This window comes from Streptomyces sp. NBC_01451 (assembly GCF_036227485.1).
GTDB lineage: Bacteria > Actinomycetota > Actinomycetes > Streptomycetales > Streptomycetaceae > Streptomyces.
In genome coordinates this window covers 5,393,707-5,408,068 of the sequence record NZ_CP109479.1, presented here as the reverse complement: position 1 = coordinate 5,408,068, position 14,362 = coordinate 5,393,707, and the positions used below count along the sequence as shown (strand labels likewise).

The following is a 14,362-nucleotide window of genomic DNA, read 5'->3' as shown; positions in this document are numbered from 1 at the left end:
CCGTCGTCCGAGCGTGGAGCAAGTCGGCACGAGCTACGTCACAGCCGGACTGGTGCCGACACAGCTAAGGGACTACGGCGTCGCCCATCCTGGGGCGACGCCGTAGTCCCTTAGCTGTTGCTATGACCTCTGGGCACAGGACGCCCGTCTAGCTACGACCCGGCGAGGTCCACGCCGAGCAGCTCGGAGAGAGTGGCTACCGTCTGCTTGGGGTCCTGGTTGTGCACCCCTGCGAGGCCGAGCTGCTCTGCTGCCTGAACGTACGCTTCGGTGTCATCGACGAAGATGCACTGCTCGGCCGGCAGATCCATGAGCTTGAGCGTGATCTCGAAGAGGCTCGGGTCAGGCTTGCGCATCAGGTGCTGCTCGGAGATCACCACGACGTCGTACAGCCGCTCAAGCTCGTAGCCGTCGTACAGATCCCACGGGGCCAGCCCCACGCTGTTGGACAGGATGGCCACCTTGATCCCGGCTCGCCTCGCCGCGGCAGCCGCGTTGATCAGCAGCGGCTCAGGGCGAAGGTCACCGAAGATGCGACCCATCAGACCATCGGGGTCCACGCCAAGCATCTTGCCGGCGAACGCGTTCCACTCCGTCTGGGAGACGGCTCCGCGCTCAAGGTCGCTGGTGATCCGGACGCCTTCGTCGTCCTTGTACAGGGCCCTTAGGCAGGCGCCCTGCGGAAGTCCCTCGCGCTGCTCGAAGGCAAGCACTGCAGGCAACAGGGGGGTGGTGAGCACGCCTCCGAAATCGAGGATGAGGCCAGTGCAGCGGTTGGACATGCGGGAACTCCATTGCTGGGATTTCGGACGTCCATCCAGACTGCGGACAGCGTCACAGACTCGGCTGTATATGGCGACGACAGCACTGTGCGTCACGAGGCCAGAGTCCATTCATCACTTACTGGGCGGAACAGGGCCTATCAGTCCGTTCAACCCACGGTACCAGTCCAGTTCGTGCAGTCGAGGGTGCCGAATCTCACTCACAAGCCTGCCACTCAAGATCAATATCCCGATTGACCCCGAGTTCCGGGCAGTTGGTCTATTGCAAGCTATTGATCCACTTCGGATTCCACTCTTTCGGAGCGCAGGAGAAGCCTCTGCGCCTGATCCGTGGTGATGTGCGAGTACGCCGTGCTGACCCGCACGAGCCACGCTGCTTCACTGTCGGTGTCAACGAACGGCTTATCTCTCAGAGGCGCAGCAGCATGCTGACGGATTGGTGTGATGTCAGCGGCCAGGAGTGCCGCCTTAATCCAATACGCTTCTGCGGTCGGCTCAGGGTCAGAGTTTGAGGCGGTAATGTCCTCTGCGGCGAACATCAGGTTTCGTGGAGCATAATGGCGCAGCTTCTCGCAAGCGTCGGCAATATCCTGAGTCCATCGGTCCAGGCGGACGTCGATGGGGACGTGTATATGCACGAGTTCCGCAATGCGCCGCCCAGGTGGATACAGGCTCGTCCCAGGAAAAGCCTGCACCAGGTCAAACCAGAGCGGATAAGTCCTGTAGAGAGTTTTCCATGTCTTCCACCGGGCTACTGCCGCGCGGGTGGTGGGAATGCTCGCCCCTGCGGCAACGATCAGGAAGAGTAGGTCCATCCATATCGATGTGGCATCCACAAGGAACTGAACTGTGGAGAGGCTTAGGGGGAAGGCCACCTCAACCCAAAGGATGGTGATACGGGCCGCTGTATGGACCAGCCCCATCCACATCGAAATTCCCATCAAACCCAGCCCGACGCGCATGCTCGTGCTCTCGGCCTGTCGCGCAGCTCTCGTCCACTGGTAACCGCAAACCGCGGTCGTGATAAGCGGGAAGAAGTAGAAGACGGTCATGTAGACCGCAGCTCCCCATTCTCCCGCATGGTCGATGAGGAAATTTTTGCTTGGCGTGTCGCGATCCACCACGGTGAAGAACAGGACCGTGAGCAGAATGACGCCTATCGCCCCCGCCTTATACGATGCGCGGGCAATCCAGCGGGAGACCGCGACATGCCGAGGCACGACTGCCTCCGTGCTCTTTCCGTAGCTGGTGGCGACGTAAGTCAGGGCTGCCATGATCGCAGCCGTACTGGCAAAGTGCCTGAGGAGGGCGCTCAGGTCCACCACGGGAATGCGGTCCACCGCATTCATTGCTGCTGGCGTGTAGAGGCACAGGGCTATGGCGAATCCCGCATAGCCGCCCCAGAGCGCCCTGCGGTGAGAGTCACCGTACCGAACTGCAGGAAATCGCCAGATGGCGATAACGGTCATGACTGCCGCAGTCAGATATTGAAAGTATTCGTACACGGAACCAGTGGATCTCTACGCGGGCTGCATTTTGTCGACCCGCAAGGTCGGTTGAGTGCAGACGTGATTGCCAGTAAGCGGACTGCGGGGGCGCGGCGGAGGTCGCGAGGCCGGAAATATGCCTAGGTCTTCGCCAAGTGCTCGCGGCTAGATTCGACGCCGTGGAGGAGCGACTGGGTGAGCAAGCGAATTCTCTAGAAGGCTTACCATGTCATCTCCTGTGACCGACTGTCGGCGCGCCAATCGCTTTATCAACGAGGCCGAAAGCTCGGCTTGCTTCTCTTCGGGGCTATCGAAATCGACGCGCCCTTGGACCAGGGTCGACGGAAAACGTCGAAGGACTTCCTGGCGAATTCGTTCAGGGACGTATCGCTCGATCTCGGCAGCCGTCAGGCAAGTCCCGTGATCCAGCCATTCGTGTACGAGCTCATGGAGAATTATGTGCTCGGTTTGATTTCGACTTGAGCGGCGACGATAGAGAATGATCGTGAACTCCGGCGCTTTGACCCGAAGACCGCACGCTGCGCCCAGACCTTCGTCGGGGTCACCCAGTGGCACTAGCCGAATCTGGCGACCCAGCAGGACTTCCATATTCCGCACCAGGGCCTCAACGCTGAAAGGCGTGGGGATAGGGAGGCCCACGAGCAGTCTTTCGCATTCCTTCATGAAGGCACGCTGTGAAGGGCCTCGACGCCAACGCATAGTCGCTCCCTAGAAATACCACCGATATTTGCCGCCAGCTCAATCCCGATACTCGTACGCGAGGCGCTGGTAGCCAGGAACTTGCGCCTTGGGGTGCGTGGCGGTCGGCCAGCACGCCTGTCTGCGCCTGACTCTACAAGGACGAAACCGTGATCCACACGGGAGGGACATGTAGCGAAGGTCACCCATGCGATAGACCACAAACTGGGCACCAAGATCGAAATTGAGCGACGGCCCTTAATTGATCTTTGAATGCCTCTGGGGGGAGGCGGGGCCAGCCTGCCTTGTCAGGTCCATTTCGGTCGCTGCGGGGGCACCTCTAAAGGCGCGGAAGGAAGAGAGCCTTAGCGAACCCTGACTTCGTTCTTCAGATCCCGCACCCGAGCGCGCTGTACGGATCTCCGGCGTCGGCCATCACCGCACCAAGTCGAACGTCGTATTGGTGCGGGCTGCCGGCGGTCCGGATCCCGGCAAGTAGGGCGATAGGACGCGGCGTTGCCCAGCGGTCTGCAGCAGGGCGTTCGACAGCAGGTTGGTGCTCGGTTCGGTGCCAGCGCCGATGACGAGCAGGATTTGCTGGATCATCTCGGCGTCGGTCAGCCGGGCCGGGTGGGCCAGCAGCCAGGAGGTGACGTCCGCCCCGGGCTGACGGCGCTTGAGGTGCGCCAGTTCCAGGCAGGCGGCCCCCACAGCTCGGCATTGGCCTGGACGGCGTCCTGCGCGGTGTCGAACAGCTTGACCAGGGCCTGCACGATGCGCCGACCGATGTCAGGTGGGCTGCCGAACATCTCGAACAGCACCTGCATGGGCAGTTGGGCCGCGAAGTCGCGCACCAGGTCGGCGTGTCCCTGGGGGGCGATGCCGTCGATGAGGACATCTGCGATCCGGGTGACGGTGGTGGCCAGGGCGTGGGTGTCGACCAGTTCGAGGCTGTCGGTAGACCGCGCTTCCCATCCTTACCTAGGGCTGACCCGTAACTGCTGGTCACTGGCCAGCCCTTAGGTGAGCGGCTGGCGCAGTCTCGTTGACATTCCTCTGGTGATATCACCAGAGGAATAGGGAGTCGGGCTGCCTGTGCCCGATGGTGGTCATCCGCCACTTGCCGGGCTCTTTCCGGATCTCCCGGTTGCCCTTCGGGGCTGCCCGGTGAGGTCGGCGAGCGATCCATTCACTTATAGGAGATCGCGTTGGCGCCCTAGCTCCTGCCCATCGAGAGGTTCCAGCTATGTCTCGCCCGCTCGAAGAATCGCCCTACGCGTTCACCGTCCCGCCTCTGGTCGAAGCGGTGCCAGCAGCACGGGACCGCGTTGCGGACCGCGCTCGGCGGCTTGGGCTGAGTCTGGGCGAGGAACTGATCCACGACTTGAAGCTGCTCACCGGGGAACTGGTCGCGAACTCGGTCACGCACACGAAAGCCGCGTGCGTGGTGTGCGTACGGTGGGCAGGAGAGCGGCTCCGCGTGGAAGTCACTGACGCCGATCCCACTCCGGTGACTCCGGCACAGGCACTGTCCACGGACGAGCATGGCCGCGGCCTATTCCTCGTCGCCGCATTGGCAACGGAGTGGGGGTCGAACCCATGCACAGCGGGGAAGATCACTTGGTTCGAACTGGCGATCCCCACCTCTACGAAGCAGGCCGCAACCTTGACGTCCTCGCAGGGCGACGTGCCTGCAGAGAGGGCGATCGTCACCTGTGCCGGCAGCGCCCACCTGGCTGTAGCGGAAGCCGTACCAATAGCCGATGTACGTCCGCGAGTTGAGCATCAAGCGGCCTGAGCGGCTTACGACCAGGCCGCTCTGGCATAGCCACCTGAAATGACCGCTCACCCGGACGGCCCCCTGTCGATGGACAGTGTTCCGGTCCCGTCGAAGAATCCGCGTGCACCCTACGCAGGAAGTACGGATAGTGGCTGCATGGATCCGGTTGCCGCAGCACGCGCTGTTGTAGAGGAACGTCATCCTGCCGCTCGGGCTGCGTTCCTCGGGGGCAGTGTCGTCACGGAGCGCCGCACGGCGACGTCTGACCTCGACATCGTGGTCTTGTTGCACGGAGCGCCGGCTCCTTACCGGGAGAGCCTTCAGCATGGCGAATGGCCGGTGGAGTTGTTCGTGCATACCGAGGAGACGTGGCACGCCTTCGTGGAGCGGGAGGTACGGAAGCGCCGGTCGCCGCTGCTGTGGATGTGCGCGGACGGACTGCTGCTCTTCGACAGGGACGGTGTTGGCGAGCGTCTCGCCTCCGAGGCACGGATGTTGGCCGCCGCAGGGCCACCCGCTGTGACTGTCGAGGAGCTTGAGGATTACCGCTATGCGATCACGGATCTCCTGGACGATCTTGCTGGAGGCGTCGATCAGGGCGAGCGGCTGTTTATCGCCACAGAACTGGCGCGCCGGACCGGCGAGCTGGCGCTGGCACTTGGCGGGGCGTGGAGTGGCGGCGGAAAGTGGCTGGCCCGCCGTCTTGAGATCACTGTGCCAGGGCTCGACGCGCGCGTGCATGACGCAGTCCGTGAGGCATTGGATGGGCGGTGTGAGGACCTTGTCGATGTGGTGGACGAGGTCCTGGCACAGGCAGGCGGGCGTTTGTGGGTCGGCTATCGGCGCAGCGGAACGGCGTGACTGATCCTGGCCCCTGGACGAATTTTGCCGGTCAGAACGTCCAGCTGCGACGGTTGGCCAGCCATCGCAGCGTGACCTCGCCGCACCAGGTCTGGTGCTGGCGAATGTACGGGGACCAGTCCGCTGGGGGTTGTGCTCCGGAGACCAGGAAGAAGCCGGAGAGTGCGGCCAGGGCCGCATCGAGCTGCTGATCGTCGACTTCTCGGGCCGTGGGGTGGCTCGTGAAGAGGGCGGTGGCATCGTGTCCGTCGGCGTGCGCTGTGGCCAGGAGGAGCACGAGGTCAAACCAACTCGCCCCGAGGCACGGCCAGTTCCAGTCGCAGATCCACGCAGCTCCGTTCGTGTCGAGCAGGACGTTGTCCTGGCGCAGGTCGTGGTGGAGGACTGCATCGCCAGCCACGGCCTGTCGCCATTGGGTTTCCAAGGCAGCCAAGGTTTCCAGCCGGTTGGTCGGCACCCATGCCGGCAGGGCTTCCACACTGGAAGTGCCGCTGACGAGGCCGCGCCAGTCGGCGAAGTCGTTGCCGTCACCGATCGACTTGAGGCCGACCTGCTGGAGTGTCTCGGAGGGCGTGGAGAGTGCTTCAGCCGTGACCGTGTAGGCGTCAAGCGTCGCTGCGAGTTCGTCAGCGTTCCACGGCGCGCTGGGCATGCGGCCTCCATTGACCGCATCGAATCCCAGGACGATCCACCCGTCTGCCTGTTCCTCGATCCACCGCAGGCGGGGCGCCGGAACCTCTGCGGGGAGCGCCGTGTTGATCAGTGCCTCCTGCCGGTAGCAGTCGGCAATCACGGTGTTGTCCAGGGCGTTGGCCGCCTTGACGAACTCGGACCCGTTGGCGCCATGGAGCACGGCGGCGAAGCCGCTGGTGAACCCGCTTCCGGCGCTCGGCCCGGCATCCACCGTGCCGCCCAGGCGTCGGGAGACAAGCCGACGGACGTCCCGTGGCAGGTCGGCCCAGCGCGGGCGTACGGCTGTGGAGCTGTACTGGAGGCGCGGGGTGATCGTGTTCGGCATTCCCTCAGCGTGAGGGAATTGCGGTCTCTGGCGCCACCGAGTTCCGGTGTCCGTCCCTCCCGATCCACCCAGTGGGGGCCACCACCCCGCAGGCGATCTCCACGGCAGACAGCGGAGGCTGCAGACACACTCGTGGAGAGATCAGGAAGCCTCTTCCGGGCGTCTTCTTGCCGACCGTCGGCGGGGCACTCCGCCGCCGGTCCCGCTCAAGGACAGGAGCGATTCCAGTGGCGCTCCGCTATTCCAGGAGCCGAACAAGTTGCGGTTCAGAGCTACGATTTGGTGCTTGATCGCGAGGCCTCGTGCAGCTTTGCCGTACTCGCAGGTGGCAACGAACAGGGCGACGTCCGCGTGGTGTTCGTTGAAGGCCATGCCGACGAACTTCTGCATGTCGCCACTGGGAACCGTGCGGTGGGGCGCGTAATGCTTGACCTGTACGACCAAGCGCCGCCCGTCGGGCATGTTACCGAGGATGTCTGCGGCAAGGTCTCCTGAGCCGCCGACCACGGCGACGTTGGTGCAACCGTCTCGGCGGCACAACTCGGCCACGTAGTGTTCGAAGTCCTGCCAGGTCATGGCGTCGATGGTGGTCATGGAGCGTTCCAGTTCCATGCGCCGGTCCTGTTCGCGCCACGTGCGGTCGCCGGCACGCTCTCGTTTGTGGGCCTTCCACAGAAGCCAGGCGGCGACACCCGCGGTCCCTGTTCCGGCGAGGCCCAGCAGGAGCCACGGCGACTGCCAAAGGACGAAGAGCACTGCCGCGAGCCCGGCCGCCGCTATGCCTGCCCGTTGGCGTAGTTCTCGCTGCCGCTGCGCCTTGGTGCGGCGTCCCTTCCGCTTGGGCATCGGATCCCCTTCCCCCGGTGGTGAATCTGGTGGGCAGTGTGGAAGTGCGGGGCGGCATTGCCAAGTAGGCGTTTCCGGCCAGCGTGAAGAGATGCTGTCTTCGATTCGCCGGTCAGCTGGATGAGCTCGTGACCTGGGGGGAGGAGACGTCGCCCTCAACCTCAATCAGCAACTGAGCGCGAAGCTACGATGCCACTGAGTAGTGAGCGAGACCGGACAATCTGTCCGTGGGTTTCTGCGCTCCAGCACTTGACGCGAGGCCAGTTCATCCCGACTAGATCCAGCCCAACTGCCGTAAATAGGCCGGTTAGTCCCGTTCCTGGTACGCCAGTCGGTTGGCGGATTGGGCTGTTGGCGACGGCTACTGCCCGCACATCACCCCCAAGATCACCGGCAACCGGCGGCCCCCTCGTAAACACTTGGCGACGCGGCTCGCCAGGAGGGGCCTTGTCCGTACCCTGAACTGAGTGCTCCGTCGAGAAGGGATTGATCCGCCCATGGCTGAGAACGTGACGCTGGGCGACCGGCTCCGGATAGCCCGCAAGGTTCGGAGACTGTCTGTCGCTCAACTCGCCCAGAAAGTCGCCGTATCACCGAGCTACATCGAAAAGCTTGAATCCGGGAAGCGAAAGGCGCCGCTCTCGTTGGTTCTGGCGCTCGCGAAGGCCCTGCACTTCGGCGTCGAGGTTCTCACGGGGCAGCCGTACTACGGTGAGCCGGAGGCCGAGGACGGCGTTCACGCGGTGATCCCGGAGCTCCGGCGGATCATGCTGTGCTACGACACACCCGATGAGCTGGATATCGCTCCCCGCGGATTGCCGGTGCTCGCTTCGGAAGTGGACCAGATCGCGGCTCTGCGCCGTGATGCGCGTTACGCCCCTATGGGGCCGCTCCTGGCACCGATCATCACCGAGCTGACGCATGTGGCGCTCAGTGCCCAGGGTGATGAGGAACGATCTGCTTTCTGGCATCTCGCCCGCGCCTACCGGGCGGTCAACTCTCTGGCGCACAAGTTGGGCCATCACGATCTCTCCACCACCGCGTTGGAGCGCGTCCGTTGGGCCGCGGACCAGTCCCGTGACCCGTTGATGCAGGTCACTGCCGCCTACCTGGTTACCGGCGCGATGCTTCGCCAGGGCGCCTACAGTTCCGCTCGCCGCAAGCTGCTGGCGCTGCGACGCGAGCTTGAGCGAATTCAGCCGGAACGCTCGTACACGGAGGACGCGCTCGCGGTGGACGGCGCTCTCCTGCTCAAGCTCGCTGTGCTCGAAGCGCGGGAGAACAACCCCGATCGTGCGAGCGAGTACCTGCGGGAGGCGGAGCAGGTGTCCAGGATGGCCGGCGATCGTGATTCCCTCGCGTACGAGATGTCGTTCGGGCCGACGAACATCCGCATCCATGAAGTGCACGCGATGATCGACATGGGTGACACGGAGCAGGCTCTGGCGCGGCTTGGAGAGTGGGCCCCCACCTCTGGCGGGGAGTGGATGCCGCCCTCAACGACGGTTGGCGAGCGGTCAAGCCACCACTTCATCGACGTGGCTTCGGCGAAGCTCACGACAGGGGACAGGGCAGGGGCGTTCGCTGACCTTCAGCGGGCGCGCAAGGTGGCACCGAACCACGTCAGGTTCCACCCGTCTGTCCGCGAGACGACGTCTGCTCTGCTGCGCTTGGAGACGCATCCTTCCAACGAGCTTTCTGCCTTCGGGAGTTGGGCGGGACTTACCACAGCCTGACGGTACGTCAAGGGGGTTCGCGGAGGGATCCCCCGGACAGTCTGTCCGCTCACGGAGCTTGCAGAATGGAATGGTCTTCTCACAACCAGTTGTGGGGAGACCATTCGCATGATGTCTGATGCTGACCCGAGAGCATCCGCCCCTCCGCCTCGATGGATGCCCATCGGCGAGGAGCCCGAACTGTGTGCCGCAGGGCAGTGGTGGGACGCCATTCGCGCAGTCGAGGCCATCGGCCTCCGAGCGATGGACATCCTCACCGACGCCGGCGAACCCATGGGCCCAGTGGTTCTCGCGCCTGAAGACCCGGAGCCTCGTCTCTACTTCCTCGTCCCCGCGGGTGCCGCCGCGGACTGGGAAGAGCCTGGGACGGTCGCCCTTGGCCTGAAGTGCCACGTTATCGTCCCGCCAGCGGGCAAGACCGAGCCTCCCGGTCTCCACTGGCACAGGTTGCCCAGCTCACCCAGGGCTCTGACGCAACCCGCCGCGTTGCGTCGAGCCCTGAGTAAAGCGCGCAGAGAGCGCCGTGGGTCCGCGGAAGACCCAGCCTCGTAGACCGCGCACGTTCGGATCAGGAACAACCTCGCCGCCGGTGCTGCCCAACGCCCCAGTAAGGCGACGCTCCCACTGTTCACGGACAACGTCGGCCGGGGACAGCGCGAACGCGGCCCATCGCCCCCATCGGTATCTCGGTTCACCAAGGAGAAGATCTCCGTGTCGGCACTCCGCACTGCCCAGGCGCCCGGGATGACGGGACATCCGCGTCGCTGTCACGGTTGCGGGTGCCACCTGAGTAGATACAACGACGACGCACACTGCAATGCATGCCTCCGGCTAGCGTGGGGGGAACCCCCGGGGGCTCAACCGTGTGTACCGGAGCACGTCTGGGAGTCAAGTGACATCCAATTAGCCCTCCAGGAGAGAGACTTCGGGACCGTCTGCTTACTTGTCCGAAGACTCGGTTCGCTCCGGCAAGATGATCTGGCCACACTGACCGGCCTGAGCCAGGCCTTCCTATCGATGCTGGAATCCGGAGTGCGTAGACTCACCAACATCGACAAGATCGTCCTGCTCCTCGACGGCCTCGATGTGCCGATCGAACTCACGGGCCCAATCCTTCGTGGCCCCAAGGCCCCGACAGCGCCCCCTGGCCAGCGAACTGCAGAGTCCGAGTTCGAGTCTGCGTAAGCCCTGCGATCCGCCAACCAAGCTGCAGACGTTGTATTACCCACCGATTCCGAAGGACAGCCCTTTGTGATCATTGCGCAGTGAACGTCGTATGACGTTGACCAGCTTCGCCTGTGCCTTGGCGGGTGCCTGCCTGGCCTGTTCGAACTCCTCTAGACTCAGCGGGTTACGCAGCGGAGTGCGTTCGCCTCGCTCCACCTGGTCCAGGAAGGAGTTGATGGCGCGGCCGAAGTTGTCGACTTCGGCCGCAACTTCCGCGGGGGCGACCAGGCTTACGCGTATCAAGGCCGCGCTCCACTCGCCCCAGTCGTAATCCCAGCCGCGCCGGTCACCATGCGCTCGCCTAAGCTCCATCGTGAACTTGGCGTAGTGGTTGAACAGTTCCTGGTAGGCGGCAAGCTGGTGATCCCGTGTCCACTGACGATCTTGAGCACGGCGCGTGACGATACCGCCGACCAGCACACCCGCTGTGGCGGAAAGCGCACCAGCGGCCGTAGTCACAAGCGTGTCCAGCATCAAACCCCCTGAGGCCCTGCCGTCCCAACCTTCGGCGAGAAGAACATACTGATCACCAATCCTCGACGGCAACGATCAGGGAGTGGTCACCGGCGCATGCTGACCTCAACTGGGCGAATGTGAATGGCCAGGGCGGGCGAGCCGACGGCGACCGTGCTCACGTGCGGGTGAGAGGCGGCTCTGAACAGGCAAGAGGCCTACCCAGGATCGCCTGCTGCCTGATCGCGCATGAGGTCATGGTGTTCGTCGTAGTTACAGCTCTGGGCGCCTAGCTGGCGGAGCGAGTTCCAGGATGTCTGAACGAAGCTGCCCACAGGCAGCCGCCGACTCCCGGCCGGCAGACAAGTGGTGGGAGACCGTCCAGCCGGTCAAGCCATGGGAGAGAGCGGTGATGAATGCTTCTTCTCGCGGGCTTGGGCGCAGGGGGCTGCCGTGTACCGGGTTGAAACTGGAGAGCCGCAACAGGAGGAAGCGTCCGGCGTAGGGAGCGAGTAGATCGATCAGCGCCGCCTCATCCTCGGGTCGCGTGTTGTGCTCGCAAAGAACGTAGTTCAGCCGCACCGGGCGCATCTCAGCCACGGCCGCCCACAGAGGCAAGACGGTGGAAGGGTCGTCCGCGCGTGGGATGACTATCCTGCGCTGAGCAGCATCGGCACCGTGCAGCGAGAACATGAAGCGCTCCGGGAGCCAAGCCTTGGGCTTCAGGAGATTACGCACCCAAGCCTGCGGCGCGATGCTGGTCACCTTCACCTCCCGCGCCAACTCGCGGCCGACGATCGTTCTCGCGGCGGCAGTGACGTGAGTCCAGTTGGCGGCAGCATCCCCGACCCCGGCGAAATCGACCCAGGCGAGGGGGCCTTGCTGAGTCCGTACCTCGTCATCCAAGTGCTCCACGGCAGAGGTGATTTCTTCCGCCTGTAAATTTCGAACGAAGGGCGTGCGGGCGAAGGTAGTGGCGCAGTGCGTGCAGCCGTACCTGCATCCCGCTTGGGCCGACATGCACACTGAGTAGGCTTGGTGCTCTCCCTCCCAGAGTTGTACGGCTTCGAAGGTAGCCCTGTCTGACGTCTTGAACACGTACTTGATGCTGCGGTCGGGCGGTTCCGATTTCAGGGTTGAGATTACCTCAACCAAATTCCCGAGCGCGGATATTCCTTCCATCGTGAGGGCTCCTTTCGCTGAGTCGCTCGCGCAGGGTCGGTGGTGGAAAGTCGGGACGACAGTTTGCTCCCGGTGTTCACATTCGCCGATCATTCATGCGTGCGTGGGCCCGTTGTTACGAAAGCAGGATCGGCGTAGACCCAGGGATGGTGTATGCCGAGTCGCGCAGATTGCCGTCACATTCGAGATCGTTCTGCGCCTTGGAGGAGGCGAATCCGTGCGAGGATCTGACCAACGCAGCGTAGAGCTTGATTACATCTACCAAAAATCACTCCCGTGATATCTCCCATGAATTTCCTGGCGGAAAGGTCTGCGGGTCCGCTGGCAAGGTGGGACCTGTGGCGAGGATGGCGTGTGGCCATGCTGGATGGCCGGCATGTCGCGGCCCTGGGGGCGGGGCGTCCTGGTCAGAGGGATGCAGCCGAGGGCCAGCAACTCGTCAGGGACGCCCGGACTGTTTCCGTGACGACGGCGTGGAGCGACGGCTCGTGAAGATCCCTGACGGTGGGGGCCCCTGTCACGGCTGTACGTCGATCCGGCAGATCTGGCGCGGCAAAGGGGACGGGACAGGTGCCAGAAGATGGCCGGTTGGGTGGCAGGCTGCCTCGTTCGCGTGATCTTGCTGTCGTATCCCCGCCTGCCCCGCTATGCTCAACACCAATGCGTTGAAGGAGACAAGTAGCTGCGGGATCACGCGAGCAGAGAGAGTCGCCGGTAGCTGGGAAGGCGGCCTTGCGCCCCGAGGTGAAGACCCTCCTGAGCGCGGGGAGGAACGGTCCATGGAAGGCCTAATGCCCCGCCGGCTGGCCCCCGTCATCGGGCATGAATGAGGCTGTAGCTCTTTGAGCTGCGGTAAAGGCGCGGTGGCACCGCGAGTACCCTTCTCGTCCGCGCCCCCAAGGGATCATGACGACGCCCCTTGGAGGGCTGCGATGATCCACACGACTAACCGTGTACTGGTGTCCGACCTGCGAGAACATGTCGGACAGACCGTTTCCGTATCGGGCTGGGTGAACACGCTCCGCCTGCAGCGCAAAATGCAATTCGTCGTGGTGCGCGACCACACCGGCATGGTTCAGGTAACCCACAAACGCGGCGGCGAAGGCGACGAGGTCGAGGCCGCGCTGGAGGGGCTGACACCCGAGTCCGCGGTCCGGATCACCGGGCGCGTGGTGGACAACCCGATCGTGAAACTCGCCGGCCTGGAGATCCTCCCGGAAGCAGTCGAGGTTCTGAACCGGGCAGAGACACCACTACCCATCGACGACCAGACCGGACTCGAACATCGTCTGGACTGGCGGTTCCTGGACGTACGACGTCGGCCCCAGGCGCAGCTCCTGTTCGCTGTGCAGACCACTTTCGAGCAAGGGATGCGCGAGTACGCCTATCGGCAGGGGTGCACCGAGATGCACACCCCGAAGCTGATGGGCACAGCCTCGGAGTCCGGCGCCGAGGTGTTCAAGCTCGGTTACTTCGACCGCTCCGCCTACCTGGCGCAGTCGCCTCAGTTCTTCAAACAGATGGCGATCTCGGCCGGTATCGACAAGGTCTTCGAGATCGGGCCCGTCTTCCGCGCCGAGCCGTCGTTCACCTCCCGGCACGCCACCGAATTCACTGGCGTGGACGTGGAGTTGGCGTGGATCGACGGGGTCGAGGACGTGATGGTATTCGAGGAGCAGATGCTTACTCATGCCATCGCCAAGGTCGCCGACGCACACGGTGAGGCGATCCAGGAGACGTTCGGTGTCGAGGTCACGGTGCCGACAATGCCGTTCCCGCGGATCACGATGGCTGAGACACAGGAGATCCTTCGGTCCAAGGGCTGGGACCCGGCGGGAGTGAAGGAGGACCTGGACCCGGAGGGCGAGCGCGGGATCGCAGCGCACATCAAAGAGCAGACCGGCCACGAGTGGGCGTTCATCACCCACTATCCGACAAGCATCCGGCCCTTCTACCACATGCGGCCGGCGGACGACCCGGGTCTGACGCTTAGCTTCGACCTGCTGTGGAAGGGCCTGGAGGTCACGACCGGAGCGCAGCGCGAGCACCGCTACGACGTGCTCCTGAAGCAGGCCGCGGAGAAGGGCATGGGCACCGAGTCGCTGCAGGACTACCTGAACGCGTTCCGGTACGGGTGCCCGCCGCACGGCGGTCTGGGCATGGGACTCGGGCGGGTCCTGATGGTGATGCTCGGCCTTGAGTCGATCCGGGAGGCCACCTTCCTGTTCCGTGGTCCTAACCGGCTCACCCCGTAGTCACCGCCAAAGGGCCGGGGCCGCTGCACCCTCTGA

The 14,362-nt window shown here is 63.9% G+C and carries 13 protein-coding genes; 5 read left to right on the top strand and 8 right to left on the bottom strand.

Annotated features, from left to right (window positions below; translation table 11 throughout):
• Positions 1–152: 152 nt before the first annotated feature.
• The 4 genes from OG595_RS23645 to OG595_RS23630 form a co-directional block, all read right to left on the bottom strand.
• Complete coding sequence (locus OG595_RS23645) at positions 153–782, bottom strand: HAD-IA family hydrolase (protein WP_046703849.1); 630 nt, start codon at positions 780–782, stop codon at positions 153–155.
• Positions 783–1,051: 269 nt separating this feature from the next.
• Positions 1,052–2,287, bottom strand: coding sequence for an MAB_1171c family putative transporter (locus OG595_RS23640; protein ID WP_052769544.1), 1,236 nt, complete (start codon positions 2,285–2,287; stop codon positions 1,052–1,054).
• Positions 2,288–3,403: 1,116 nt separating this feature from the next.
• Positions 3,404–3,574: a hypothetical protein gene (locus OG595_RS23635; RefSeq protein ID WP_159015025.1), complete on the bottom strand. Its 171-nt coding sequence runs from the start codon at positions 3,572–3,574 to the stop codon at positions 3,404–3,406.
• Positions 3,575–3,585: 11 nt separating this feature from the next.
• The gene (locus OG595_RS23630; RefSeq protein ID WP_159015026.1) at positions 3,586–3,822 is read right to left on the bottom strand and encodes a hypothetical protein; all 237 of its coding nucleotides are present in this window, start codon (positions 3,820–3,822) and stop codon (positions 3,586–3,588) included.
• Between the two features lie 392 nt (positions 3,823–4,214).
• On the opposite strand from OG595_RS23630, the gene OG595_RS23625 reads away from it, so the two are divergent.
• Complete coding sequence (locus tag OG595_RS23625) at positions 4,215–4,766, top strand: ATP-binding protein (RefSeq protein ID WP_078935252.1); 552 nt, start codon at positions 4,215–4,217, stop codon at positions 4,764–4,766.
• Positions 4,767–4,904: 138 nt separating this feature from the next.
• Positions 4,905–5,609 carry a nucleotidyltransferase domain-containing protein gene (locus OG595_RS23620; RefSeq protein WP_046703852.1) on the top strand — a complete coding sequence of 235 codons (705 nt, stop codon included), beginning with the start codon at positions 4,905–4,907 and terminating at the stop codon, positions 5,607–5,609.
• 31 nt (positions 5,610–5,640) lie between these two features.
• On the opposite strand, the gene OG595_RS23615 is transcribed toward OG595_RS23620, so the two are convergent.
• Positions 5,641–6,627 (bottom strand): phosphotransferase, encoded by a 987-nt coding sequence (locus OG595_RS23615; RefSeq protein ID WP_046703853.1) that lies wholly within the window; start codon positions 6,625–6,627, stop codon positions 5,641–5,643.
• A gap of 141 nt (positions 6,628–6,768) precedes the next feature.
• Positions 6,769–7,473, bottom strand: a complete 705-nt coding sequence (locus OG595_RS23610) for a restriction endonuclease (protein WP_052769546.1) — start codon at positions 7,471–7,473, stop codon at positions 6,769–6,771.
• Positions 7,474–7,970: 497 nt separating this feature from the next.
• Between OG595_RS23610 and OG595_RS23605 the strand changes: the two genes are divergently transcribed.
• Positions 7,971–9,209 (top strand): helix-turn-helix transcriptional regulator, encoded by a 1,239-nt coding sequence (locus tag OG595_RS23605; protein ID WP_046703854.1) that lies wholly within the window; start codon positions 7,971–7,973, stop codon positions 9,207–9,209.
• 744 nt (positions 9,210–9,953) lie between these two features.
• Complete coding sequence (locus OG595_RS23600) at positions 9,954–10,394, top strand: helix-turn-helix domain-containing protein (protein ID WP_078935255.1); 441 nt, start codon at positions 9,954–9,956, stop codon at positions 10,392–10,394.
• Between the two features lie 36 nt (positions 10,395–10,430).
• Here OG595_RS23600 and OG595_RS23595 read toward each other — a convergent pair whose 3' ends face one another.
• Both OG595_RS23595 and OG595_RS23590 read right to left on the bottom strand, forming a co-directional pair.
• Entirely contained in the window at positions 10,431–10,910 is a 480-nt protein-coding gene (locus tag OG595_RS23595; RefSeq protein ID WP_046703855.1) for a hypothetical protein, read from the bottom strand.
• 252 nt (positions 10,911–11,162) lie between these two features.
• Positions 11,163–12,071, bottom strand: coding sequence for a hypothetical protein (locus tag OG595_RS23590; RefSeq protein WP_046703856.1), 909 nt, complete (start codon positions 12,069–12,071; stop codon positions 11,163–11,165).
• Between the two features lie 932 nt (positions 12,072–13,003).
• Here OG595_RS23590 and aspS point away from each other — a divergent pair.
• Positions 13,004–14,326 (top strand): aspartate--tRNA(Asn) ligase, encoded by a 1,323-nt coding sequence (gene aspS / locus OG595_RS23585; RefSeq protein WP_046703857.1) that lies wholly within the window; start codon positions 13,004–13,006, stop codon positions 14,324–14,326.
• Positions 14,327–14,362 lie beyond the last annotated feature (36 nt).

Excerpts from the sequence above, each read along its gene's own strand:
- OG595_RS23645 (WP_046703849.1), bottom strand. The coding sequence starts at position 782 with ATGTCCAACCGCTGCACTGGCCTCATCCTCGATTTCGGAGGCGTGCTC.
- OG595_RS23635 (WP_159015025.1), bottom strand. The coding sequence starts at position 3,574 with ATGATCCAGCAAATCCTGCTCGTCATCGGCGCTGGCACCGAACCGAGC.
- OG595_RS23625 (WP_078935252.1), top strand. The coding sequence starts at position 4,215 with ATGTCTCGCCCGCTCGAAGAATCGCCCTACGCGTTCACCGTCCCGCCT.
- OG595_RS23620 (WP_046703852.1), top strand. The coding sequence starts at position 4,905 with ATGGATCCGGTTGCCGCAGCACGCGCTGTTGTAGAGGAACGTCATCCT.
- OG595_RS23615 (WP_046703853.1), bottom strand. The coding sequence starts at position 6,627 with ATGCCGAACACGATCACCCCGCGCCTCCAGTACAGCTCCACAGCCGTA.
- OG595_RS23610 (WP_052769546.1), bottom strand. The coding sequence starts at position 7,473 with ATGCCCAAGCGGAAGGGACGCCGCACCAAGGCGCAGCGGCAGCGAGAA.
- OG595_RS23605 (WP_046703854.1), top strand. The coding sequence starts at position 7,971 with ATGGCTGAGAACGTGACGCTGGGCGACCGGCTCCGGATAGCCCGCAAG.
- OG595_RS23600 (WP_078935255.1), top strand. The coding sequence starts at position 9,954 with ATGACGGGACATCCGCGTCGCTGTCACGGTTGCGGGTGCCACCTGAGT.
- OG595_RS23595 (WP_046703855.1), bottom strand. The coding sequence starts at position 10,910 with ATGCTGGACACGCTTGTGACTACGGCCGCTGGTGCGCTTTCCGCCACA.
- OG595_RS23590 (WP_046703856.1), bottom strand. The coding sequence starts at position 12,071 with ATGGAAGGAATATCCGCGCTCGGGAATTTGGTTGAGGTAATCTCAACC.
- aspS (WP_046703857.1), top strand. The coding sequence starts at position 13,004 with ATGATCCACACGACTAACCGTGTACTGGTGTCCGACCTGCGAGAACAT.